The following is a 24,467-nucleotide window of genomic DNA, read 5'->3' as shown; positions in this document are numbered from 1 at the left end:
ATACCTTTTCAGGAATGCATTCCTGGCGGTGTATATATATTCGTTTTCGATTTACAACTGTATCGGTACAGACAGGCAAAACATGCCTTTGTTAACCGCTAGGAACGTCGTGGCGCTTTTGTATAAGAAGCACAGATTTCAAGGAATCGGGTGTTCGCTTCGGTTTCGCCGATGCTCACCCGGACCCCCTCGTCACCGAAGGCCCGCACTGACAGCGCATGACTCTGGGCCAATGCCGCAAACTCTTGGGTGTTGGCACCGAGTTCCAGCCAGACAAAGTTTCCCTGCGCGTCAGGGATGGACCAGCCAAGAGCCGCGAGTCCCGCAGTGACACGGTCACGCTCATCCACCAGGCTTTGTACTCTCTCCACAACTTGTGCGTAGTTCTCCAACGACGCCACCGCAGCCAGCTCAGCAACCCCCGAGACCGCAAAGGGTGTTGCCGCGGCGCGGAGATATTGGGTGATGCCCGGCTGGGAAATGGAATAGCCCACCCGCAATCCGGCCATGCCATGAGCCTTGGAGAATGTTCGGAGCACCAAAACGTTGGGGTATTTGCGGTAGAGGGCAAGGCCATCGACGGCCTGCTCGGCTCGAACAAACTCCGTGTACGCCTCATCGACCACAATCACCACGTTTGTTGGAATGCTGCGGATGAAGCCCTCGGCATCTTGAGCAGACAGTGCCGGTCCGGTGGGATTGTTTGGCGTGCACAGCAGCACCACCTTCGTGTTCTCCGTGACGGCTTCCGCCATCGCATCCAAGTCATGGCTGCCATCGGCTCGTACCGGGACCTGAACACTTTTCGCCCCGGCCAGCCCCACACAGATGGGGTAGGCCTCGAAGGAACGCCAGGCGTAAACGACTTCGTCTTGGCCGCCGTCGCTGTTTTGACCTGCGAACGCCGCCAGGATCTGGTTCAGTGCGCCGAGACTGCCGGCACCCGTTACGACGTCGTCCGCGGGTATGTCTAGGAACGTGGCCAAGGCGTTGCGCAGCAGTGTGCAGCTGGTGTCCGGATAGCGGTTAACCCCACTTGCCGAGCGCAGTACTTCCAGAACGGCCGGAACCGGTCCCAGGGGGTTTTCATTGGAGGAAAGTTTGAAGCTTTCCAGCCCAGGCACCGCCTCTGGAGGTTTGCCTGCCGCATATTTGGGCAGAAGGCCCACCACGGGCCGCGGTTGCACACTGGATTGCGCCGTGCTGTTTGTCTCGGTCATATCTAAAGCTTAAGCCTGCACCAGCCGGGAAGGCTCTTTATCGCCAGACTGTGGAACGATGAGCATATGCGCCGATTCGTAGTTCGAGTAATAATAAACGCCCTGGCCCTTTGGCTGGCCGCCTGGATTCTTCCAGGCATGCAGATTGCCTCCACGTCGATTGTGAGCAATAACGTGGCCGGCCCGGAGGGGACTGCGAACACCATCAACACAGTGTTGGCGTATCTGTTCATCGGACTTATTTTTGGTGTGGTCAATGCTTTCGTCAAACCCATTGTGAAGTTTTTGTCGCTGCCTGTGACCATTCTGACTCTGGGTCTATTTACGATCGTTGTGAATGCGGCCATGTTGTGGCTGACGGCATGGGTAAGCACATTCACCCCCATCCAGTTCACGATTGACGATTTCTTCTGGACGGCAATCTTCGCTGCCCTGATCATCAGCGTGGTCTCCATGATTGCCGGCAATCTGGGTAAATCGCAGGCCCACCGGTAGGCAACCAGTCAGCGTAAGCCCGGCGCGTAGTCCTCTCCGGTCACTGGCACTGGGCGCGGGGCAACTGGCTTGGCTTTCCTGGGCCGATCCGGGGAGTCCTTACCTTGATAGACAAACTTGGTTCCCTTCACCACGGCGCCAACTCCAACACCTGCTCCAAGAACATTTCGCAAAGTCTCCAAAGGTGCCTGCACGGCAGAAGCATCACTTGAGTCAAGGCTGGCTGCGTCCTTCATGTAGTTCTCCAAGGAGTGTGCCTGCTCAACCACGGCACCCAGACTTCCCCCCCTGGCAGTCGGTGGACGGTGTGAAGTAACGCTCACCCAGTTCGGGGACGCGGGTGGAGGCCCATAGTCCACAGCGGTGACGATGTCATTGTCATTTTCCAAATCGACTACGGAAATCGTGCCGGGAACACCTGCATTCTTTGCCGGAGAACCCGCAATGACAATCATTTTGACGTTGACCTGCTCCAGAAAGGCCGGGTCTGCCGACGCTGCGGCAGCATGGATCCCACCCCCGCTGTGCCCCGTCAGGACGACGTCTTCCCCCGGCAGTGCACCAGCGGATTCAAGAGCTGACTTGATGAGTTCCTGCACCAGCACCTGCTTCTGCGTGAAGTGTTCCTTCCACTTCGCAGTCAGGGCCTCCATATTGCCTTCCATGTCGAACGGAACCGTGCTGTCTATCGTGGACCAGTCCTCTGTTCCCGGTAAATGCACCACCCATGCGATCTGTCCGTCCGCACGCGCCACCCGGACCACCCCAATGGAGCCGGGAGGATACCCGTAGGCGTCTTGGCTGCCGGCAAGCATGCCATGAATACTAGCCTCAACTTCCCACGGCTCCCCGGCTGGCGGATCCGCCATCGCATGGCCAGGTGGCCATTGCTTTGCATTGGCATCCCATTCCTGGACAGGAACCCGACGAACAGACAGCTGGCCAGCTCGCGTCAAACCTGCTGTATCAAAGAATTTGCGCAGGAAATAGGCGGGCTGCGTGCCTGACGTTGTTGCATCGCCTCGACTCAGTACAGACATCAGGTAGGCGAGGCTTGATACGGTCCCTAGAGCACCGGCAACAGTGGCTCCACCATTGTTAAGCAGTTGCTCCACGCTGTCACGCAACCCCTGCTTCTTGACACGCTCCACCAGCTGACCTGCCTTCACCGCCAGAGTCCAGGGGGCCAAGAGTGCCAAGTTTCTGGTATTTCGTCCCTCCGCCAAGGCCACCAACTTGCTGGCCAATGCTGCCACGTTGATGGCCTGCGCTTCCGCGAGGGCATAATTCGCGCTGGCCTGCCGGGCTTTCCCAGCCAGTCCAGCGGTGTCGGCCAACGCAGCTTTGCAGGACCACAGGGCATTTTGAATGTCTTCCAACGGCCCGTACGGAAAGACCGGCGCGCCTTGGGCTGCATCGGTCAACCACAGCCACTCCGATTGCAGCCTGTCCACCAGCGGATCCATCTGCTGGGCCAAACGGGCCAGCCGAGCCCCCGCATCCGTTATCTCTGCCAAGGTGTAGCTGACTGATCCCGCCCCTCCTTCAATGGAGAAGGAGGTTTCAACCCCTGGATCGTGCCCCATGCCTGCACCCCCATCCTCCGCTTTTCAATGCAGTTCACGAGCCCTGTTTCTCACCCCGGCTTCTCAGCACCGCACCCGGCTAAAACCCTGCGCCCCAGTCGAGTCCAAACCCGTGACTAAATCGTGGCCCGAATTCCATCCCGCTTCCGGCTCCTTGCCGCAACTGAGCATTCGGCGCCGCACATGGTTCACCTTGGACGGACGACGCCGGTGAGGACTGCAGGAAGGTGCCGTAGCTTCCGACTGAAGCAGCCGCGGATTCAACCTTCCGAACAGCAGCCGCCACTGCCATGCTGCAGGCGGACAGGGACTGGCGAAACACCGTGGCGGCTGCGCAATGCCAGTCCGTTGCCTCGAGCCCCGCCATTTCTCTTCGAAGGAACTCCATCTCCTGTGCAAGGCCTGCCATCCGCTGCGCCACAACGGCCACCGCTTCGGCGGATGGGCCCGCCCGCGCCGCATCCCCGCCCCCCAGGCCCGCAACCCCACTGAACTCTCCAACCCCACCCAGCCCCGGTTCCGGCCACCATGGGTTCCTCATCGATGCCTCCTTTTTGGGTTCTCGATACAAGCCTAGGAATCCCTGGTGTTCACTGCCACAGCCAGCCATCATTTTGTGGAAGCACAGCCTGCACACCTCCGCTGTGGAGGAATTGGCGGTTCATGAAAGAATTGGCGCATGTCTGAATCCACACACTCCGCATCCCGCATCCCTTCCGGCCGCCTGTCGCTGGCCGCTTCCTCCGAGCGCATTGCCCTGGGGCCCCTCGACGGCCGCTATTCGGGTGCCGTAGCACCTTTGGTGGACTATCTCTCCGAGGCTGCGTTGAACCGTGACCGCGTTGGAGTCGAAGTTGAGTGGTTCATCCACCTGACCAGCAACAACACTCTGCCCGGCACCGAGCCCCTGACGGCCGAACAGCAGACCGGGCTGCGCGCTATCGTGAGCGAATTTGATGCCGCTTCCGTGCAGGAACTGGCGGACATTGAAAAAGTCACGGTGCACGATGTGAAGGCCGTGGAATACTTCATCGGCAACCGTCTCGACGCATTGGGCCTGGACCGCTTGAAGCCGCTGGTTCACTTTGGCTGCACCAGTGAAGACATCAACAACCTCTCCTACGCAGTCGGCATCAAAGGCGCAGTGGAGGATGTGTGGCTGCCGGCGGCCCGCACGCTCGTGGAGAAGATTGCGGCCATGGCCGAAGAAAACCGCGCCGTCCCGATGCTCTCCCGCACCCACGGCCAGCCTGCCACCCCCACCACATTGGGCAAGGAGTTGGCCGTCACGGCCCACCGCCTGACCCGCCAGCTGGACCGCGTGGCCAAGACAGAATTCCTGGGTAAGATCAATGGCGCCACCGGCACCTACGCGGCACACTACGCCTCCGTTCCCACCGCCGACTGGCAGGCCGTCGCCAAGGGCTTCGTGGAGTCCCTCGGCCTGAGCTGGAACCCGCTGACCACGCAGATTGAGTCCCACGACTGGCAGGCCGAGCTCTACGCAGACATGGCCCGCTTCAACCGTATTCTGCACAACCTGTGCACGGACGTGTGGAGCTACATTTCCATCGGCTACTTCGCCCAGGTTCCGGTTCCGGGGGCCACCGGCTCCTCCACCATGCCGCACAAGGTCAACCCGATCCGCTTTGAAAACGCCGAGGCAAACCTGGAGATCTCCAACGCCCTGCTGGACACCCTTGGCGCCACGTTGGTCACCAGCCGTTGGCAGCGCGACCTCACTGACTCCTCCAGCCAGCGCAACATCGGCGTCGCCTTCGGCCACTCCCTGCTGGCCATCAACAACGTACTAGGCGGCCTGGGTCGCCTGGACACGGCCGAAGCCGTGCTTGCCGATGACCTCGACCACAACTGGGAAGTCCTCGCCGAAGCCATCCAGATGGTCATGCGGGCCGAAGCCATCGCCGGTGTCCCCGGCATGGCGGACCCGTACGAGCGCCTGAAGGACCTGACCCGCGGCCACCGCGTGGACGCCGCCCGCATGCAGGAGTTCGTCTCCGGTCTTGGCTTGTCCGACGACGCCGAAGCCCGCCTGCTGGCCCTCACCCCCGGCAAGTACATCGGCATCGCCGAGTCCCTGGTGGACCACCTGAAGAAGTAGTCTCCAAACAAAGTACGACGGCGGCACCCAAGCTGCGCTTCAAGCGCTCCTTGGGTGCCGCCGGTGGTTGAGCCCGTTATAACCAGGGCGCCGCCTGCCTAAGCCCGCTGGAACGTTTCGATCCGCTCCAGTGCCTCGCGGACGGCGTCGTACCCGGCGGCGAAGCTCAGCCGAACCGCGGCGCCCCCGTCCACGCCGTCAAAATCGGTGCCCGGAACCAGCGCCACGCCCTCATTTTCAAGCAGGGCGGAGCAGTATTCCACCGAGTCCTTGAAACCTGCGAGCGCCGGGCCAAGGTTGGCGTAGAAATAAAAAGCACCGTCGGCCGGGGCGGCATCCACCCAGCCCAGATCGGCCACTTTGCCCAGCACGTAGTCGCGGGTGCGGGAAAACTCGGCGACGGCCGCGTCGGCCTGCGCGTAGGACTCCTCACTAAAGGCCTCCACGGCAGCAATTTGCGCCGGTGCAGGCGGGCATAGGGCCACATTTCCGGCCAGCGCATCGACAGCCTGGATCAGGTCGTCGGGCACGATCGCCCAGCCGAGCCGCCAACCGGTCATGCCCCAGTATTTGGAGAAGCTGGAGATGACCACGCCGGAGCGGTCAAGCTCCCAGGTGCACACACCGCGGGGGTCCGCCGCGCCGGCATCCGGGTACGTGACGCCATGGTAAATTTCATCGCTCACCAGGCGCACCCCCTGCTCCGTGCACCAAGTGGTCAGCGCGGCCAATTCGTCCCGGGAGACCATGGTGCCGGTGGGGTTGGCGGGCGAGGCCAGGACGAGGCCCGTCAACGGACCGTGTTCGGCAACTGCGGCCGCCAGCAGCTCGGGGGTGGGCTGGAAACCGGAGTCTGCCCCGGCGTCGAGCTCAATGACGTCAACGCCCAAGGCCTTCAGGATGTTCTTATAGGCCGGGTAGCCGGGGCGGGCCAGGGCCACTTTGTCGCCCGGGTTGAACGCTGCCAGGAAAACTAGCATGAAGGCGCCGGACGAACCGGTGGTGACGGCAACATTGCGCGCTGGCACGTCAATCCCGTACCAGCGTTTGTAGTGCCCTGCGATGGCCTCGCGCAGATCTGCCACGCCCAGCGCCGGGGTGTACGTCAGCGCCGTACCTGAGGCGTGAAGCTCCGCGGCCCGGGCTGAAACACCGCTGGGCGCCCCTCCGCCCGGCTCCCCCGCACACAGCGAAACAACGCTACGGCCTTCCGCGCGAAGCTCGGCCACGCGGGCCAGGATGTCCATGACGGCAAACGGCTGCACATTCGCACGGGCGGCAACGGTGAGTGGTTTGGGCATGGGCGCTCCTTGGCGACAACTTTTTGTACATCATGTACGGCTGATACGGACCAAACTCCAGCTTCCCACACGCCAATGCCCCTACGCTTGATGGGTGAGTGAATACACCGAACGCAGTTTGCACGAATTGGTCCAGCCCATCATTTTGCTGGTCGACAGAGAGGAACCGGCCAGCGAGCAACACGGCATTGCGGCCGCCGCGTTGGCATCCGTCCAGGCGTTCATGCGCGACCCCGACAACCCTGATTGGCAGCAATGGGCGGCAGGCGCCTTTGCCAAGTCGGTCCGGCGTGCCGACGCGAAGATGTTCGCCAAGGTCCTGGCTGCGTTTCCGGAACATGTGCTGTCCACCGTTGGCCAGGCGAGCGCCATCGGTCTGCCTCCCATGCCCGCCGCGGAAATGCCGAAGCTGCTGGCCAAGCTGCAGGTTTCAGGCACCACGCTGCCGGCCGGTGATCCCCTGCCTCCACAGTCCTTGAACATTGCGCTCAACGCCTCCCTGGACATGTCTACGGGTAAGGCCGCAGCACAGGCCGCGCACGCACTTTTCGCATGGTTGTTGGAGTCCAAGCCTGCGGTAGTGGAGGCGTGGGCGGCGGACGGTTTCCCCGTGGGCATTCTGGAACTGCCGTCCAATGAGTTCCGCAAAGGTGCACGGAAGTCAGCCGGCCCCGTCATCCAAGACGCGGGACGCACCGAGATCGAGCCCGGTTCCACCACCGCCTACGTCACTGTGCACAAGGTGAAATGAGACCGGGGCAAAGTCACCCCTTCCTCACTGCGGACGGGGACAACTTGCCACATGACAGCAACGAAACGCCTTTCTCGCCAGTTGGTCCCTTCCTCGGGGATGGGACCCCTCTCTTGCCGCAACCCAAGCGCCGCATACCCAAGAACGACGCCGGAACTCAGGTTCCGGCGTCGTTCTTCAGTGCTGCTTTGACTGGGCTGCGCTATTCGGCAGCGGCGAGCTGGCCGCACGCGCCGTCGATTTCCTTGCCGCGGGTGTCGCGCAAAGTGGTGGGTACGCCGTTTTCAATCAGCGTGTCGATGAATTCCTGCATGACGTGCGGCTCCGAGCACGTCCAGATGGAGCCGGGGGTGGGGTTCAACGGGATCGGGTTCACGTGGACCCAGCCGCGGCCGCGCTGGTTGAGCTTCTTTGCGAGGAGTTCGGCACGCCACGGGTGGTCGTTCATGTCCTTGATCAGCGCGTACTCGATGGATACTCGCCGGCCTGTGACCTTGTAGTAGTTGTAAGCGGCGTCCAGAACCTCGTCCACCTTCCACTTGTCGTTGACGGGGATGAGCTCGTCGCGCAGTTCATCGTCCGGAGCGTGCAGCGACAGTGCGAACGTAATGGCCAGGCCTTCCTGCGCCAGTTTGTTAATGGCCGGGGCCAGGCCCACGGTGGAGACCGTGATGCCGCGGGCGGACATGCCCAGACCTTCTGGCCCGTCGGCAACCATGCGGTGCACGGCGTTCATGACGCGCTTGTAGTTCGCCAGCGGCTCGCCCATCCCCATGAACACAATGTTGGTGACACGCTCTGCGTCATGCCCGCCGTCGCGGCGCAGATTCCCCAGCCCGCCCTCGGCGATGACGCGGTTGGCCTGGACAATCTGGTCGAGGATCTCCGCGGTGGACATGTTGCGGGTCAACCCGGCCTGTCCAGTGGCGCAGAACGGGCAGTTCATGCCACAGCCGCACTGGCTGGACACGCACAGGGTGATGCGGCCGGGGTAGCGCATGAGGACGGATTCCACGAGCGAGCCGTCGAACAGGCGCCACAGGAACTTCACGGTATCGCCATTGTCTGTAGTGAGGCGCTTGATCTCCGTCAACAGCTTCGGAAACATCGTCTCGGTGATCTCGGCGCGGCGGTCCTTGGGGAGGTCGCTCATCTGCTCGGGATCGGTGGTGTAGTGCTGGAAGTAGTGCACTGAGAGCTGCTTCGCACGGAATGCGGGCAGACCCATCTCCTTAAACTTCGCCTCCCGCTCGGGCAGCGTCAGGTCGGCCAGGTGCACCGGCGGCTGGGAGACGCGCGGCGACTTGAACTGCAGTAGCGGGCGGCCTGCTGGGTTCTTCGCCTGATCCCAGCCCTCGGTGGCGGGCATGACCTGGGCCGGGCGGCGGACCGGACGCCGTTTGGAGTCGGTCGCGGCAGGTGCGGTCGCGGCAGAAGCGGAGACGGCGGGGCTGGGAGTGTTTTGGGGGGAAGTCATCCTTTCCATCATCCCCTACTTATACCTCGGTGTCCCGTGTTCACCGCCAAGATCACATTATTGCCCTGTTGAGGCCGCTGCTGCACTCAGTTTAAGAATATCAACCACGTCAGGACCCCCAGCACAGCCAGAAGCGGAAAGAGTAGCTGGATGAGTGCCGCCTTGGCTTTTTTGGGTGCTGAAATCAGAAGGACCAGCCCGGCCGCAAGCATGGACCCGCACCCCGCTAACACCAATGCCGCACCCACCCCGTTGTGACCTGTGGTGCCCGCAATGATTCCAGCCACTGTCACTAAGGCCAGGAACAGATTGTAGAAACCCTGATTGAAGGCAAGCTCCCGTGTGGCCGCGGCCCCAGCCTCGGTGGTGCCAAATGTTTTACGAGTGGCTGGAGCGGTCCAAAGCAGCGACTCCAGAACAAAAATATAGACGTGAATAAGGGCTGCCAGAGCGGCCAGGATCAGTGCGGCAATGGGCATTAATGCTCCTGAAGAAGATGTGGAAGGGCAAGCTCTGCTTGGATGAAGGCTGAGTCTCTAGGGAAAATTCTAACTTCGAGGAATATTGCGCAGGTTGCTGCGAGCCATGCTCACAGCCTCCCCTGCACCCTTGTTCAAGACCACTTTGGACATGGCTGTGGCGAATCCAAGGACTTGGCTGCCTTTGATTTTCGGCGGGAGGGACAACGCATTGGGGTCTGTGATGATTTCCACCAGTGCTGGTCCTTGATGGGCAAATGCGGCCCGGTAGGCAGGAGCAATGTCAGCTGGATCCGTTACACGGATGGCGTGAATACCCATAGCCGTGGCGATGGCAGCGTAGTTTGTGTCTGGGACGTCCACACCGAAGTCGGCCAGTCCATCCACTAACATCTCTAGCTTCACCATGCCCAAAGTGGAATTGTTGAACACCACTACTTTGACCGGCAACTGATGCGCGGCCGCCGTGATCAGCTCTCCTAGCAACATCGAAAGTCCGCCATCCCCGGAAACTGAGATGACCTGCCGCGCAGGGTGTGCCGCTTGTGCGCCGATCGCCTGCGGCAGTGCGTTGGCCATGGAGCCGTGGAGGTACGAACCAATGAGCCGCCTGGTTCCCAGCGGGTTGATGTAGCGGGCCGTCCACACATTGCACATGCCGGTATCGGCTGTGAAGATGGCGTCCTCATCCGCGATTTCATCGAGTAAAGAAGCAGCATATTCGGGGTGGATGGGGACCAACGCCTCAGCTTTATGGGTGTAAGCACCTACTGATTTGTTCATGAGTCGGTCATGTTTTTTCAGCATCTGATTAAGGAACTTTGACTTTTCCTTGGCGGAAACTAGTGGCATGAGCGCCTGCAGAGTGGGCAGCACGTCACCATGGACAGTGATGTCAACATCCGTGCGTCGGCCTAGGTGCTCCGGCGCACGGTCCACCTGTGCGGTACGGGTCTCTGGCAGGAACTGGTCGTAAGGAAAGTCCGTTCCCAGCAGAATGAGCAAATCTGCGCCCGCAATGCCTTCGGCTGCGGCGCCGTAGCCAAGCAGCCCTGTCATGCCAATGTCGTAGGGGTTCTCATATTGGATAAAGTCCTTGCCGCGGAGGCTGTGGCCAATGGGGGCATTAAGCCGTTCCGCCAAAGCGATGACCTCCGCATGGGCGCCTTCGACCCCGGCGCCAGCAAAGATCGCGACTTTCTCGGCGTGATTGATGGCCTCGGCCAGCTCTGCCACGCTTTCGGAAGCTGGCACCAGTGCGGCGGGGGCAAAGGAGCGCCATTGCGGCGTGGGCGCACTCGCCGGGAGGCTGGCTATGTCACCGGGCAATGTCACCACGGCTACCCCGCGCAAACCCACCGCATGCGACATGGCACTGTGCATGACCCTAGGAGCCTGCTCTGCGGTGCTGACAAGTTCGGAGTACACCGAACATTCCCCGAAGAGCCGGTCCGGGTGGGTTTCCTGAAAGAACTCACCACCAATCTGCACACTTGGAATGTGTGAGGCGATCGCCAGCACCGGGGCTCCGCTGCGATTGGCGTCATACAGACCGTTCATCAAGTGCAGATTTCCTGGTCCGCATGACCCGGCGCACACGGCCAACTTTCCTGTCAGCTGAGCTTCTGCTCCGGCAGCAAATGCTGCCGCTTCTTCATGCCGGACATGGATCCAGTCAATGCCGCCCTGAGCGGACCCTCCGGTTTTACGCACGGCATCCACAAGCGGATTCAGACTGTCACCTACAATTCCGTAGATGCGCTGCACACCGGCATTTTGTAGTTGCTCAATGAGTTGACTGGCAAGTTCCTTGGCCATGGGCCCTCCTAATGTGCTTGATCCTGCATCACGTACTGGCCAATATAACCTCCTGCCAGAATAGACGCAGCGTTCAGGACTACACCGATCGCTCATATGAGATTCACCTAAACGCTCATTTGATACAGTGGGATGAAGATCACGTCCTCAAAGGAGCGCCACCATGCCGCAACTCAATGCCGAGAGCCTCGCCCACCTGCCGGAGTCCGTTGCCGTCCCCACCTATGACAGGACGAAGGTCAGCACCGGAATCGTCCACTTTGGCGTTGGCGGCTTCCACCGCGCCCACCAGGCGATGTACCTCGACCGGCTGATGAACGCAGGAAAAGCACTTGACTGGGGTATTTGCGGGGTTGGCGTGCTGCCCCACGATGAGAAAATGGCCCAGGTCATGGCCGAGCAGGACTGCCTCTACACGATGCTCCTGAAGCACCCCGACGGGCGGCGCGAGGCCCGCGTGATTGGTTCCATCACCGAGTACCTCTTCGCCCCGGCCAACCCGGAGGCCGTCATTGAAAAGATGGCCTCCCCTGAAACCCGCATCGTTTCCCTCACAGTGACCGAGGGCGGCTACAACTTCCACCACGTCACCGGCGAATTCGACGCGGGAAACCCCAACGTTGTCCACGACCTTGGTCCCAACGCAGCCCCACGGACAACCTTTGGCCTCGTCGCGGAGGCGCTTGCCCGCCGTCGTGCCCGTGGCATTGCACCCTTCACTGTCATGTCCTGCGACAACATCCAAGGCAACGGCGACGTGGCCAAGAGGATGTTCACGGCGTTTGCCGAGTTGCGGGACCCCGACCTGGCAGCCTGGATGCGCGCGAATGTGCTGTTCCCCAATTCCATGGTGGACCGGATCACCCCCGTCACCACGGACGGGGATCGCAGTGCCATTGCCAAGGAATTCGGCATTGTCGACCAGTGGCCGGTGGTGTGCGAGCCCTTCGAACAGTGGGTCCTGGAGGACCACTTCACGCTGGGTCGCCCGCCGTATGAGGATGCCGGCGTGCAGCTTGTTGACGACGTCGAACCCTATGAGCTCATGAAGCTGCGCCTGCTCAACTCCAGCCACCAGGCGCTGTGCTACTTTGGCACGCTGGCTGGCTACAACTACGCGCATGAAGTCTGCCAGGACCCACTTTTCGTGCAGTTCCTGCTCGACTACATGGACCTTGAGGGCACACCTGCACTCTCCCCGCTGCCCGGCGTGGACCTGCCCCTCTACAAGCGCACCCTAATTGAGCGCTTCGCCAACGAACACGTCCGCGACACCCTCGCCCGCCTCTGCGCGGAGAGCTCCGACAGGATCCCCAAGTGGTTGGTCCCCGTCATTTGGATCAACCTGCAGAACGACGGCGACATCGCCCGTTCCGCTGGCATCGTCGCCTCCTGGGCACGGTACGCCGAGGGGACGGACGAAACAGGTGCGCCCATCGAAGTTGTCGACAGCCTGAAGGAGCCGCTCATGGCCGCGGCAGCGCTGCAGCACGGGGACAAGCTGGCGTTCCTGCGCAACCGGGAAGTATTTGGCGACCTGGTGGACAACGCCCGCTTCACAGACGCCTACCTGCGCACCCTGGACACCCTGCACGAGAAGGGGGCGCGGGCTGCTGTTGAAGAGCTCGTGGCGCTGGGCAGGTAGCTTCCAGCTGCCGGCCGGTTCGCTTCGGCCAGTTCGCCGAGAGCCGGTTCGCCGACGGCGTGCCATGCCGGCGGGGGGTGGTGAAATTTCACGGCCCGCCGCCAGCTTGGCACGCCCTCAGCATGAGTGTTCCTGCTCACGGGAGGCCGCTGCGGCGCCGGGCCGCGTCCCGCGCGGCCATAATCCGGCGTTTGAGCAAGTCCTGATTGGCCAGGTCGCTCCACTGGATGCGGAGAAAGCTCCAGCCAGCTTCCATGAGCTCGCGTTCCCGCAGGCGCTCTTCATAGATGGCCTCGTCGGTACGCTGGTAGTTGAAATACTTTGTCCTGCCATCAAATTCCAGCGCTAATTTGATGTCGTCCCAGGCGCCGTCCACCCGGTAATTGTTTCCCGCAGCCTGCAAACACACCTGGTACTCCGGCTGGGGCACGTCCATCTCCGCCACTGCCAGCCGCAAACGGGTTTCCCCTGCGGACTCCGAACCAATGTTCAGCGCGGCGAGAACTTTCCGTGCAGCGCGCACCCCCCTCCTGCCCGGCAGCGAATCCACCAAGTGGTGCAGCGTCTCCATGCTCGCTCCGCGGTGCAGCCCGCAATCCCCAATGATGACAGCCGTGACGAAGGACTCGGTTCGCGCACAGTCCACGATGGTCTGCTCCAGGCTCGTCACCCTGACAGTTCCAAGCCGGTGATGCCGGATTCGCTGGTGCTGCATACGCTGGAGCGTCCTGCGATGCACGCTCACACCCGGTGTCGCACTTTTTGCCGAGCGTGAGGAACGGGTTGTGACATGGATGCACGGGCCCGCATTCCAAACGGACAACCCCAGCAGGCGCGCTGCACTGAGGTGGCTGTAGACGACGTTGCCGTGCGTCGCCGTGAAATGAGCTGCCAGGCGCAGGCCGTCCTTTTCAGAAGGAAGCTTCTGTTGCCACTCAGTCATTTTCATGTAGGCGCCGTGGCGAATCCGGTAAAGGAGCCCTGCCTTCACCCCAGCCTGCAACAGCCGCGGGCCCAAACCAACGCAGGTGAGCTCCGCGGTGGTGCCGATAGTCCTGCCCGGGGGCCACTCGCGGTCAATTTTTACCGCCAACTCCGAAGTTTTCATGGTTCAAGCCTTGACCTGCCATGGCGTGATTTCAACGATGGCTGCGCTGATTGTGGATAACTTGTCGGCACCCGGACACCGGCGGCGTGCCATGCTGGCGGCGGGCCATGAAATTTCACGGCCCGCCGCCAGCATGGCACGCCCTCGGCGCACGCCAGCTCCGAGGGCGTCCGCCGCTACCGCCCGTAAACCGCTTTTCGGGCCGCAATGTAGCGTTCGCGCACCGTGGCGCCCCATGCGCCGTCGGGCGTGAAGGACTCCTCGATCCGCCTGCCCCACGAAGGCAGTTTCCCGGTGGCCACCCAAGCCGCCTGCCTTGCTGCGCCCAGGGCAACGTATTCGCGTGGCTCGGGCACTTCGACGGGGACGCCAAACACCGTTGCAGCTGCCTCACGCAACGCCCGGGACTTTGCCCCGCCGCCAATGAGCAGCACACGCTCCACCGGGACCCCAAGGGCTGCCATGGAGGCAAGCGCGTCGGCCAGCGAGTTCAACACGGCCAGCACCGACGCCCGGGCGACGTTTCCAGGAGTCATGTTGGCACGGGTCAAACCGACGATGGTCCCGGTGGCTTCGGGCAGGTTTGGTGTGCGTTCGCCGTCGAGGTAGGGCAGCAGTGTCAGCCCGCCGGCGTCGGGCGCGGCTGCGAGCGCAAGCCGATCAAGTTCGGCCAGGTCCACGTTGAGCATCGCGGCGCCCGCCACCATTACGCGGGCCGCATTGATCGTTGCCAGCAGCGGCAGGTGCCGGCCCGTCGCGTCGGCAAACCCTGCAGCCTCCCCGGAAACATCGCGCACTGGGGTCTCCGAGACGGCAAAAACCGTTCCAGACGTGCCTATTGAGACCACGATTTCCCCCGGCTCGAGCTCCAGACCCAACGCGGCCCCTGCATTGTCCCCCATGCCTGCACCGACGACGGCGGCACTCGAGCCCCAGCGCGGCAGCAGTTTTCCGGCGCTTGCCTCGGGTGCAAGAACGGGCGGCAGCGAGGGGACGGCGCCAAAGAATTGTTCCAACAGCTCGGGGCGGTATTCGTTGGCCAGCGGGTCAAAGTACGCCGTGCCGGTGGCGTCGCTGCGGTCGGTGCTCCACGCCCCGGACAGTTGCAGGTTCAGCCAGTCATGCGGCAGCCCCACGGTCTTCAGCCGGGCAGCCGCTGCGGGGTGGTGCCGGGCCAGCCATGCCAGTTTGGTCAGCGTGAATGAGGCCACCGGGACGACGTTGACGGTGTCCACCCACGTCTCGGCACCCAATGCAGCAACCATTGCGGCGGCTTCTTCGGCACTGCGGACATCGTTCCACAGCAGAGCGTCATGGACGGGCTCGTTGGCTTCATCGACGCCCACCATGCCGTGCTGCTGGGCGGCGACTGCCACCCCCGCAACCCGCTCTCCCAGAGCCGGAATGCCCGCAGCGGCCCACGCCTTTTCCAGTGCCGAGGTCCACAGGTGCGGGTCAACGGAGGTGCCGTCGGGATGTGCTGCGGAACCGGTGGAGACCTGGGCGCCGGTTGCCAGGTCCACGGCCACTACCTTGCAGGACTGGGTGGAGGAATCTATCCCCACCACCAGGTCGGCGCTCATGCCGGCACCCCCTGGCTTGAAGCAGCCTGAAGCGCCAGGGCCAGCGACTCGTCCACAACAAGCGTCTGGACAATCCCGGCCGCGAGGCAGGCCCGCACGGCTTCGGCACGCTCTGCACCCTGCGCCACCGCGATGACCTTGGGCGTGCGCTTGAGCTGTTCAACCGTGACGGACAGCACCCTTGCGTCCAGTTCGGTCACCACGGGTGTGCCGTCGACGGCGATCAGCCGGCCCGAGCATTCGGCAACGGCACCCTTTCTGCTGCCTTCCTGCCGGGCTTCGTTGTCCACCCGGTCCCAGACAGTTGAGAGGTTCGGAGCCCAGGCCCCGATCGCTACAACTGCAAGGTCAAGCGAGTCCGCCTTTCGCCTAGCCTCGGCGATTTCCGGCTGCCGGAGCAGGCCGGACGCCGTGGCCGCGCTGTCCACCACCAACGGCGCCCATATGGGCCACGTCCTGCCATCACCCACCCGCCCCAGGCGTTGGACGAGCTCCAGGGGGTTGCCACCACCGGGCACAGGCAGCGCCCCGGCGAGCTGGACGATGTTGCATTTGGGCAGCTGGACCACATGGCGGGCTGCCAGGTCCAGGGTCCGCGACCAGGAGATGCCCACAGTCATGCCCGTGCGGGTTTCATGCATGAGTTCCTCGGCAACGGCCAAGGCTTGCAGGTCACGCTGTTGGAAGTCGTCCTCCACGGTCTTCACCACCACCACCCGCTGCAGGCCGAGGATCGCGGCGAGCGCATCGGCATCGATTTCCACGCCGCGGCCAGGACGGCGGATTTCAATGTGGACAATGCCTGCGGCACGCGCCTCATCAAGGAATCGGGCCACTTGAAATCTGGAGATTCCATGTTCGGTGGCAATTTCAACTTTTGAGTGGTTGTCCAGGTAATAGGCCTGCCCAATGCGGGCAAGCAGCTCCTCATGGGATATTTCCGTCACGGTACGCCTTCTTCAACTGAAACATTTGAGCTGTTGCTCTTGCTCAAACGAGTATATATGACTAGAGTCACTTAACAAATGAGCAGAAGTTAGATTCTCAAATGAGCAATGAGATTGAGAGTGACCAATGAAGTTCCCCCCATTCCGTGCACCGAAGCCGCCAACCCAAACGGCCCCAGGCAAACCACGCACCCGAACCGCAACGGCCAAACTGCTGGCCGTTGCCGCAGCAGCCGCGCTTGCCCTGGGCGGCTGTGCACCGGCCGGCGCCGCCAAGGACACCATCGTGGTGGCCATTGTGGCAAACCCCCAGATGAAGGACGCCGTCTCCCTGCAAGATGACTTCAAGGCCAAACACCCCAACGTCGACGTCAAGTTTGTGACGCTTCCGGAAAATGAGGCCCGGGCCAAGATCACTGCGTCGGTGGCCACCGGCGGCGGCGAGTTCGACGTCGTCATGATCTCCAACTATGAAACTGAAATGTGGGCGGCCAACGGCTGGATCGACAACCTCCAGCCCCTCGCGGACGCCACCGACGGTTACGACACGGCAGATTTCATCCCCACCATCAAGGACGCGCTCAGCTACAAGGGCGACATGTACTCGGTGCCGTTCTACGGCGAGTCCTCGTTCCTTGTCTACCGCCAGGACCTGTTCAAGAAAGCCGGCATCACCATGCCGGCACACCCCACCTGGGACGACATTGGCAAAATTGCCCGCAAGCTCAATGACCCGGCCAAGGACTTTGCCGGCATCTGCCTGCGCGGCCTGGCAGGCTGGGGCGAGGTCATGGCCCCGCTCAACACTGTCATCAACACGTACGGCGGCCAGTGGTTTGACATGGACTGGAACGCCAGGCTGAACACGCCGGAGGTCAAGGCGGCAGTCACCGACTACGTGGACCTGCTGCACGACGCCGGACAGCCCGGGGCCGCTACCAGCGGCTACGGCGACTGCATCACCCGCTACAGCCAGGGCAAGGCAGCCATGTGGTACGACGCAACGGCGATGGTTTCCAGCATTGAGGACCCCGCCTCCTCCCTCGTTGCAGGGAAGTCACGGTATGCCCCGGCACCCGTCAAGGACACCGCGGCCGCCGGCTGGCTGTACAGCTGGTCGCTGGCCATCCCCAGCACCAGCGAGCACAAGGACGCCGCCTGGGACTTCATCTCCTGGATGACCAACCAGGACTACATCAAGCTGGTCGGCAACAAGATCGGCTGGGAACGCGTCCCACCTGGCAGCCGCCAGTCCACCTACGAGATCCCCGAATACGCTGCCGTGGCCAAGGCCTATGCGGCCCCTACCCTCGATGCCATGTACAGCGCCAAGCAGGACACCAGCATGGTCAACAAAGTCCCCTACCCGGGACTGCAGTTTGTGGGCATCCCCGAGTTTCAGGACCTTGGCACGCGGGTCAGCCAGCAAATCTCAGCAGCCATTGCGGGGCAGAAGTCAGTTGACGAGGCCCTGAAACAGGCACAGCAATACGCCGAGCCCGTCGCAAAGTCATATCAAGAAGGAGGCAAGTAATGGCTACCACGCTGGTTGACCGACACAACCTAAAACAACATGCCCGCAAAGGCGCCAAGGACGACGCAGGCAGGTCGCGGGCCGAAGGCTGGCGCCGGCGCGGTCCACTGCTTCCGGCCCTGATTTTCACCATTGTCATTACGCAGCTGCCCTTCCTGGTCACCATCTGGTACTCGCTGCGCAACTGGAACCTGCTGCGGCCCGACGGCAATCAGTTCACCGGACTGCAAAACTACGTGGACATCTTCATGGACTCCACCTTCCGCAGCTCAGCCTTGAACAGCGTTGTCATCACCTTGGGCTGTGTATTCTTGGCCATGATCCTGGGCATCATTTTCGCGCTCCTACTCGACCGCAAGTTCCGCGGCCAGGGCGTGGTGCGCACCATGCTGATCACCCCGTTCCTGATCATGCCGGTCGCCGGCGCCACCCTGTGGAGCATCTCCATGCTCAACCCGAGCTTTGGCTTGGTGAACTGGGTGATCTCCCTAGTGGGGATCCCGCCCGTGGACTGGACGGCGTCGCACCCCATCGTCTCCATCCTCATGGCCCTTGTCTGGCAGTGGACCCCCTTCACCATGCTGTTGGTGCTGGCCGGTTTACAGTCCCAGCCCAAGGATGTCCTTGAGGCCGCACAAATCGACGGCGCTGGCTGGACCAAGACGTTCCTCTGGGTCACCCTGCCCCAACTTCGCCGCTACATTGAGCTCGGCGTGCTGCTAGGCACCATTTACGTGGTGAACACCTTCGACCAGATCTACCTCATGACAGCCGGAGGGCCGGGCACAGCCAGCGCCAACCTCCCGTTCTACATTTACCAGCGGGCCTTCCTGGGCTTCGACATCGGCCAGGCTGCCGCGATGGGTGTTGTGGTGGTCATCGCCACCATCATCATCGCCACCTTCGCCCTCCGCCTGATCTTCCGCAGCTTTGACGCAAAGGACTAAGCCGTGACCACCACCACCATCACCAACCCCACCCCCAAATCCGACGAGCGGAAGTCCCGCGAAGCACGACGACGTTTCGCCGGTTCCAGCATCACCACCGTCACGTGGCTGGTTGCGTTCATCTTCTTCGCCCCCGTCATCTGGCTGGTCATGACGGCCTTCAAGCCCGAATCGGCCGCCGCATCCAACCCACCCGTGTTCTTCTTTGTCCCGACCTTCGAACAGTTTCAAGCGGTGCTCGCCGGCGGCGCCGGAGCGTACTTCCTCAACTCACTGATTGCCACGGGCGTCTCCACTGTGCTGGTGATCCTGCTGGCTGTACCCGCCGCCTACGCCGTGAGCATCCGACCAGTGAAAAAAACTCAGGACGTGCTGTTCTTCTTCATCTCGACGAAGATGCTCCCGGTTGTAGCCGTCATCATGCCCATCTATGTGATTGCCGGGCAGCTCAAGGTGCTGGACAACATTGGGACGCTCATCGTCCTCTACACAGCTATGAACCTGCCCATCGCGGTCTGGATGATGCGCTCCTTCTTCCAGGAAGTTCCCGCTGAAGTCCTTGAGGCGGCAGCCATGGACGGCGCCGGGTTGATCAAGACCATGCGCACCATCTTGATGCCCATGGTCACACCGGGGCTGGCAGCCACCGCACTGATCTGCGTGATCTTCGCTTGGAACGAGTTTTTCTTCGCCTTGAACTTGACGGCCGCCAACGCCGCCACCGTTCCGGTGTTCCTGGTCTCCCAAATGACCAGCGAGGGCCTGTTCCTGGCTAAGCTGTCGGCAGCATCCGTGCTGGCATCACTGCCGGTTGTCATCGCCGGATGGGTGGCACAAAAGCAGCTTGTTCGCGGACTCTCGATGGGTGCGGTGAAATAGGACATGGCCATTGAACAAACATCAAGGAACGCTGTGCCCGCATCAATGACAAGTTCGGTACTTGTCCGCCGCGGCGAGCTGCGCACCGAACAGCGCCCGGTCCCTTCCCCCGGCCCCGGGGAGGTGCTGGTGCGGATCACGTCCGTGGGCGTGTGCGGATCGGACACCCACTATTACACGGAGGGCAGGATCGGTCCGTACGTGGTAGACGCTCCGCTGGTGCTCGGACACGAGCCGGCAGGGGTCATCGTCGCGTTGGGCGAGGGCGTTGTGGACCGCAGCGCGGGACAGCGCGTCTCACTGGAACCGGGCATCCCCGACCCACTGTCTCCGCAGACGCTGGCGGGCTGCTACAACCTGGACCCCGGCGTCCGCTTCTTCGCCACCCCTCCCATTGACGGCGTGTTCTCCGAATACGCAGTGCATCCGGGAGCGTTCTGCCACCCCGTCCCCGACTCAATTTCCGACGACGCTGCGGCCCTGCTGGAACCGCTCAGCGTGGCACTTGCCGCACGTTCTGCGGGAAAGATCCACATTGGCGACAAGGTCTTGGTGGCGGGTGCAGGGCCCATCGGCCTGCTCATTTCAAAAGTGGCCCAATTGGCCGGGGCCGAGGTCACCTTGACGGATGTGCGTGCGGAACGGCTGAGCGTTGCCGGAAAGTACGGCGCCGCGCACACGTTCACGGCTGCCGAACAGCCTCCCGTGGTAGCGGAGTTCGACGTGTTCATCGATGCCACGGGTGCGGAGCAGGCCATCCTGGGGGGCTTGCCGCGCCTCGCGCCACGCGGGCGTTGCGTCTTGGTGGGCATGGGGGCGGACACCATCGCACTGCCCGTGCCGCTGGTTCAGGGGCGTGAGCTCATGATCACAGGGACATTCCGCTACTCGAATACGTGGCCCACCGCCATCGCCCTGGCCGCTTCGGGCCAGGTTGACCTTGACGGGCTCGTCACATCGACGCACAGCCTAGACGACGTCGAGGCCGCACTCCTGGCAGGCACCAATCCAAGGGCCTTGAAGGCAATGGTGCACCCCTGACCCAGTGATTGAGCGTGTCGAAATCCAGGTTTCGATACGCTCAACCTCCGGCCACGGACTGGATGACCATCAGTTCCTGGCCGGCGGATGCATTTGTTTGCAGCCCAGCCAGCCGCCGAACGTCCTCCCCGTCGAGGTAGATGTTCACGTACCTGCGCAGTTTTCCGGTTTCATCACGCAGCCTGCGCTCAAAAACGGGAAACTCGGAGCCAATGGCATCCAACAGTTCCTCCACCGATGCACCACCTCCCACGTCAAAGCGCAATTCTTCTCTTCCATCCACCAGAGGCTGCAGCAGGCGCGGCACCAGCACCGTCACTTCACCAACCACGCCACCCTCGCTCGTATTCAACGGCTTAAAGTTCGACGGCGGCAGCCCGGACGCAAAGTACGTCCGGCAGGTGGCTGAGGACTTCGGCAAAATGCCCGCCTTCATCGGCGCTGGCATAGACCGAGCCGCCGCGGGTGCCGAAGTACAGCCCTGCCGGTTCTGCAGTGTCCACGGCTGCGGCGTCCCTGAGCACGACGTTGTAGTCAGGTTCCGCCAAACCATCGGCCAACCGTGTCCAGGACTTCCCGGCGTCGTCCGTGCGGTGAACCGCCAGCTGCCCCTGGGGCGGGATCCTCTCACCGTCAGCCATGATCGGCACAACCCAGGCTGTACCGGAGCGGCTCGGATGGGTCAGCACCGTGAAGCCAAAGTCCGTGGGCAGGCCTTCGGCGATGGAGATCCAGTTGTCACCGGCATCGTCCGTGCGATAAACGCCGTGGTGATTTTGTGCGTACAGGACATCCGGGTTATTCGGATCCCGAGCAACTTTGTGCACGCACTGGCCAAATTCCGGCAGTGGATCCGGCATGAAATAGGCGCTGATCCCCTTATTCCGCGCCTCCCAGGACTCCCCCGCGTCGGTGCTGCGATAGACCCCGCCGGTGCTCATGGCGATGTGGATGCTGTTGGGGTCCGCCGGGTTGGGCAGCACCGTGTGAGCCGCGGCACCGCCGAATCCGGCACCCCATTCAGTGCGGTGCGGATGGTTCCACAGGCCGCGGTTCAGTTCAAAGTGTTCGCCGCCGTCGGTGGACTTCCACAGTGAAATGGGCTCACACCCGGCCCAAACAACACCCGGGCACCCCTCACTGTCCGGCTGTATCTGCCACACCCTCTCCAGGGCTGCGCCGGTGTCCTCCGGGAACGTGATGGCCCCCTTTTCAGGCTCCTGCCACGTGGCACCAAAGTCGTCGGAGTGCGCCACCGTGGGCCCCCAATGTTCGCTGCGCAGGCCCACCAGAATCCGGGTGCTGCCACCCCTGGTGTCCAGACCAATGCTGGGAATCTCATGCATGAGGAAGTGCGGACCGGTAAACGTGAAATTGCTGCGGTCGGCGCTGGTTCCCAGCCACAATCCCTTCTTAGTGCCCACCGCCAGCAGTGTCGTGCGGCTTCCTTTTGGCTTCGCTTCATCGTTTGTCATGCTATGAATTCGAACACGGCAGCCTCGGGGCAGCAAGGGTCTACCCGCCGGTAACATCTATTCATTGGCCCACATCCACTGCGACTGGCCCGCACTTTACGGATACCCCATGGGGGTATATATTCAAGTCATGGACAATGACGAACAGGTCCGGGGATACTCGGAGGACAAGCAGGCATATCTGCGCCGCCTCAAGCGCGCCGAAGGCCAGGTGCGCGGCATTGCCCGAATGATCGAGGAAGACAAGTACTGCATTGACATCCTCACCCAGATGGCGGCCGTGAACAAGGCCCTGCATGCCGTCAGCATCGGCCTGCTTGAGGATCACATTTCCCATTGCGTGGTCGAGGCCGCCAACGAATCCCTTCAGACCGGTAATCCGCAAATCGTTTCGGACAAGGTCACGGAAGCCACTGCCGCCATCTCCCGCCTACTGAGGAGTTAGCACCATGAGCAAAACCATCACCGTCAACGTTTCCGGCATGACCTGCGGACACTGCGTCAGCTCCGTCACTGAAGAACTAACCGAGCTCAAGGGCGTGGAAGACGTCTCCGTGGAGCTGAACTCCGGTGGCATTTCCGAGATCACCATTACCTCCACCCTGACCCTTGATCCGGCCGAAGTCAGCGAAGCCGTCGCTGAAGCCGGCTACCTCGTCGTCGCCAACAACGCCTAAACCACAGTAAGGATCGCCGTGAGCGCCGCAGATATTCTGTCCCAAGCCGCCACACCGGGCCCGCGCACAGTCGAAATCGACATTGAGGGCATGACCTGTGCCTCCTGCGTGGCCCGGGTGGAACGGAAATTGGGCAAGCTCGACGGCGTCAGCGCCTCCGTGAACCTCTCGCTGGAATCAGCCGTGGTCACGGTCCCGGCCGGCATCAGCGATGCGCAAATTATCGAAACCGTCAAGGCCACCGGCTACAGCGCCACCTTGAAGCACGACGGCACCCGGCCCGCACCCAACCCCCACCAGGGTGCCGCTAGGGAGGACGCCGCCCGGGAAGGCTCCCGTGCGGATGCCAGCCCCGAAAGTATTGGCCCAAAAAGTGCAGCGCAGGAGCACAAGGCACACGGCGGTGCTGCTGCCACGCTGCTTCCCCGGCTCGTCACAGCTGCCATCCTGACCATCCCGGTCTTCCTGTTCTCCATGTTCCCCGCCCTGCAGTTCCCGCACTGGGGCTGGGTTGTTGGCATCCTAACCCTGCCCGTTGTCACGTGGGCAGCTTGGCCGTTCCACCGTGCGGCCGCCATTAACGCCCGCCACTTTTCCTCCACCATGGACACGCTTGTCTCGATCGGTGTCAGCGCTGCGTTCTTGTTCTCAGCCGTCACCATGGCCATGGATCCGATGTTGACAGCCCACGGCAGGGCCATGGAGGGCCACGCGCCGCTGTACTTTGAAGTTTCAGCTGTGGTGGTGACATTCCTGTTGCTGGGGCGTTATCTTGAAGCGAAGGCCAAGGCCAAGGCTGGCGATGCCCTCAAGGCACTGCTGGAACTGGGCGCCAAGGGGGCCACGGTGCTGCGCGATGGCATCGAGGTCAAGATTCCCGCGGCTGAGCTGGCCGTGGATGAGATCTTTGTGGTCCGCCCCGGCGAAAAGATTCCTACGGACGGCGTCGTCACCGACGGCACTTCTGCCGTGGACACCTCACTCATCACGGGCGAATCCGTGCCCGTGGACGTTTCAGTGGGCGACCCCGTCACCGGCGCCACGATCAACACCTCTGGCCGCCTCCTTATCCGTGCCACCCGTGTGGGCAGCGAAACCACACTCGCCCAGATGGGCAAACTCGTCAGCACGGCCCAAGCCGGCAAGGCTCCGATCGCCCGCCTGGCAGATCGGATCAGTGCAGTCTTTGTGCCGGTCGTGCTCATCATTGCCGTCGTGACGTTCGGCCTCTGGCTGCTGTTCAGCCTGCCAGTGATTAGCTCGGCCGAGCTCCAATCGGCGTTCACGGCCGCCGTCGCCGTTTTGATCATCGCCTGCCCCTGCGCTCTGGGCCTGGCCACACCCGTCGGCCTGCTGACAGGCACCGGCCGGGCCGCCCAGCT

22 protein-coding genes are annotated in these 24,467 nt (G+C 62.4%); 11 read left to right on the top strand and 11 right to left on the bottom strand.

Going from position 1 to position 24,467, the window contains the following annotated elements; all coding sequences use genetic code 11:
• Positions 1-98 precede the first annotated feature (98 nt).
• Entirely contained in the window at positions 99-1,220 is a 1,122-nt protein-coding gene (locus Q4P21_RS08490) for a histidinol-phosphate transaminase (RefSeq protein WP_303388350.1), read from the bottom strand.
• 66 nt (positions 1,221-1,286) lie between these two features.
• Between Q4P21_RS08490 and Q4P21_RS08485 the strand changes: the two genes are divergently transcribed.
• Complete coding sequence (locus Q4P21_RS08485; RefSeq protein ID WP_303388349.1) at positions 1,287-1,715, top strand: phage holin family protein; 429 nt, start codon at positions 1,287-1,289, stop codon at positions 1,713-1,715.
• Positions 1,716-1,723: 8 nt separating this feature from the next.
• On the opposite strand, the gene Q4P21_RS08480 is transcribed toward Q4P21_RS08485, so the two are convergent.
• On the bottom strand, positions 1,724-3,301 hold the full coding sequence (locus Q4P21_RS08480; protein ID WP_303388348.1) for a hypothetical protein: 1,578 nt from the start codon (positions 3,299-3,301) through the stop codon (positions 1,724-1,726).
• A gap of 679 nt (positions 3,302-3,980) precedes the next feature.
• Here Q4P21_RS08480 and purB point away from each other — a divergent pair.
• Positions 3,981-5,423, top strand: coding sequence for an adenylosuccinate lyase (gene purB / locus Q4P21_RS08475; RefSeq protein WP_303388347.1), 1,443 nt, complete (start codon positions 3,981-3,983; stop codon positions 5,421-5,423).
• Between the two features lie 98 nt (positions 5,424-5,521).
• Here purB and Q4P21_RS08470 read toward each other — a convergent pair whose 3' ends face one another.
• The gene (locus tag Q4P21_RS08470; RefSeq protein WP_303388346.1) at positions 5,522-6,724 is read right to left on the bottom strand and encodes an aminotransferase class I/II-fold pyridoxal phosphate-dependent enzyme; all 1,203 of its coding nucleotides are present in this window, start codon (positions 6,722-6,724) and stop codon (positions 5,522-5,524) included.
• A gap of 94 nt (positions 6,725-6,818) precedes the next feature.
• On the opposite strand from Q4P21_RS08470, the gene Q4P21_RS08465 reads away from it, so the two are divergent.
• A complete protein-coding gene (locus tag Q4P21_RS08465) occupies positions 6,819-7,475 on the top strand; it encodes a peptidyl-tRNA hydrolase (protein WP_303388345.1) in 657 nt (218 codons plus the stop codon).
• Between the two features lie 202 nt (positions 7,476-7,677).
• On the opposite strand, the gene rlmN is transcribed toward Q4P21_RS08465, so the two are convergent.
• The 3 genes from rlmN to Q4P21_RS08450 form a co-directional block, all read right to left on the bottom strand.
• A complete protein-coding gene (rlmN, locus tag Q4P21_RS08460; RefSeq protein ID WP_247647278.1) occupies positions 7,678-8,844 on the bottom strand; it encodes a 23S rRNA (adenine(2503)-C(2))-methyltransferase RlmN in 1,167 nt (388 codons plus the stop codon).
• Positions 8,845-9,038: 194 nt separating this feature from the next.
• The gene (locus Q4P21_RS08455) at positions 9,039-9,431 is read right to left on the bottom strand and encodes a DUF1304 domain-containing protein (RefSeq protein WP_303388344.1); all 393 of its coding nucleotides are present in this window, start codon (positions 9,429-9,431) and stop codon (positions 9,039-9,041) included.
• A 69-nt stretch (positions 9,432-9,500) separates the two neighbouring features.
• The gene (locus Q4P21_RS08450; RefSeq protein WP_303388343.1) at positions 9,501-11,249 is read right to left on the bottom strand and encodes a pyruvate dehydrogenase; all 1,749 of its coding nucleotides are present in this window, start codon (positions 11,247-11,249) and stop codon (positions 9,501-9,503) included.
• A gap of 163 nt (positions 11,250-11,412) precedes the next feature.
• On the opposite strand from Q4P21_RS08450, the gene Q4P21_RS08445 reads away from it, so the two are divergent.
• Positions 11,413-12,894 carry a mannitol dehydrogenase family protein gene (locus Q4P21_RS08445; RefSeq protein ID WP_303388342.1) on the top strand — a complete coding sequence of 494 codons (1,482 nt, stop codon included), beginning with the start codon at positions 11,413-11,415 and terminating at the stop codon, positions 12,892-12,894.
• 136 nt (positions 12,895-13,030) lie between these two features.
• On the opposite strand, the gene Q4P21_RS08440 is transcribed toward Q4P21_RS08445, so the two are convergent.
• The 3 genes from Q4P21_RS08440 to Q4P21_RS08430 form a co-directional block, all read right to left on the bottom strand.
• Complete coding sequence (locus tag Q4P21_RS08440; RefSeq protein ID WP_303388341.1) at positions 13,031-14,002, bottom strand: hypothetical protein; 972 nt, start codon at positions 14,000-14,002, stop codon at positions 13,031-13,033.
• 176 nt (positions 14,003-14,178) lie between these two features.
• Positions 14,179-15,585, bottom strand: a complete 1,407-nt coding sequence (xylB, locus tag Q4P21_RS08435) for a xylulokinase (RefSeq protein WP_303388340.1) — start codon at positions 15,583-15,585, stop codon at positions 14,179-14,181.
• Positions 15,582-16,532 carry a sugar-binding transcriptional regulator gene (locus Q4P21_RS08430; protein ID WP_303388339.1) on the bottom strand — a complete coding sequence of 317 codons (951 nt, stop codon included), beginning with the start codon at positions 16,530-16,532 and terminating at the stop codon, positions 15,582-15,584. The genes xylB and Q4P21_RS08430 overlap by 4 nt, the downstream gene beginning before the upstream one ends.
• Before the next feature lie 127 nt (positions 16,533-16,659).
• Between Q4P21_RS08430 and Q4P21_RS08425 the strand changes: the two genes are divergently transcribed.
• The 4 genes from Q4P21_RS08425 to Q4P21_RS08410 all read left to right on the top strand — a co-directional run bounded on the left by Q4P21_RS08425 (position 16,660) and on the right by Q4P21_RS08410 (position 20,933).
• Positions 16,660-18,066 carry a sugar ABC transporter substrate-binding protein gene (locus Q4P21_RS08425; protein WP_303388338.1) on the top strand — a complete coding sequence of 469 codons (1,407 nt, stop codon included), beginning with the start codon at positions 16,660-16,662 and terminating at the stop codon, positions 18,064-18,066.
• Positions 18,066-19,013: a carbohydrate ABC transporter permease gene (locus Q4P21_RS08420; RefSeq protein ID WP_303388337.1), complete on the top strand. Its 948-nt coding sequence runs from the start codon at positions 18,066-18,068 to the stop codon at positions 19,011-19,013. Before Q4P21_RS08425 ends, Q4P21_RS08420 begins: the two co-directional genes overlap by 1 nt.
• 90 nt (positions 19,014-19,103) lie before the next feature.
• Positions 19,104-19,892, top strand: a complete 789-nt coding sequence (locus tag Q4P21_RS08415) for a carbohydrate ABC transporter permease (RefSeq protein ID WP_303388359.1) — start codon at positions 19,104-19,106, stop codon at positions 19,890-19,892.
• 45 nt (positions 19,893-19,937) lie between these two features.
• Positions 19,938-20,933 (top strand): NAD(P)-dependent alcohol dehydrogenase, encoded by a 996-nt coding sequence (locus Q4P21_RS08410; RefSeq protein WP_303388336.1) that lies wholly within the window; start codon positions 19,938-19,940, stop codon positions 20,931-20,933.
• Positions 20,934-20,973: 40 nt separating this feature from the next.
• On the opposite strand, the gene Q4P21_RS08405 is transcribed toward Q4P21_RS08410, so the two are convergent.
• Positions 20,974-21,285 carry a MoaD/ThiS family protein gene (locus tag Q4P21_RS08405; protein ID WP_303388335.1) on the bottom strand — a complete coding sequence of 104 codons (312 nt, stop codon included), beginning with the start codon at positions 21,283-21,285 and terminating at the stop codon, positions 20,974-20,976.
• A 4-nt stretch (positions 21,286-21,289) separates the two neighbouring features.
• Positions 21,290-22,408, bottom strand: coding sequence for an exo-alpha-sialidase (locus Q4P21_RS08400; RefSeq protein WP_303388334.1), 1,119 nt, complete (start codon positions 22,406-22,408; stop codon positions 21,290-21,292).
• Between the two features lie 130 nt (positions 22,409-22,538).
• Between Q4P21_RS08400 and Q4P21_RS08395 the strand changes: the two genes are divergently transcribed.
• The 3 genes from Q4P21_RS08395 to Q4P21_RS08385 all read left to right on the top strand — a co-directional run.
• Entirely contained in the window at positions 22,539-22,853 is a 315-nt protein-coding gene (locus tag Q4P21_RS08395; protein ID WP_369598879.1) for a metal-sensitive transcriptional regulator, read from the top strand.
• 4 nt (positions 22,854-22,857) lie between these two features.
• Positions 22,858-23,085 carry a heavy-metal-associated domain-containing protein gene (locus Q4P21_RS08390; RefSeq protein ID WP_303388332.1) on the top strand — a complete coding sequence of 76 codons (228 nt, stop codon included), beginning with the start codon at positions 22,858-22,860 and terminating at the stop codon, positions 23,083-23,085.
• Positions 23,086-23,175: 90 nt separating this feature from the next.
• A partial coding sequence (locus tag Q4P21_RS08385; protein WP_303388358.1) for a cation-translocating P-type ATPase occupies positions 23,176-24,467 on the top strand: 1,292 nt, incomplete at its 3' end.

The sequence above is a fragment of the Arthrobacter sp. genome (assembly GCF_030540645.1).
Lineage (GTDB): Bacteria > Actinomycetota > Actinomycetes > Actinomycetales > Micrococcaceae > Specibacter.
The sequence above is the reverse complement of the archived record's forward strand: the minus strand, read 5'-3'. Positions and strand labels throughout refer to the sequence as shown.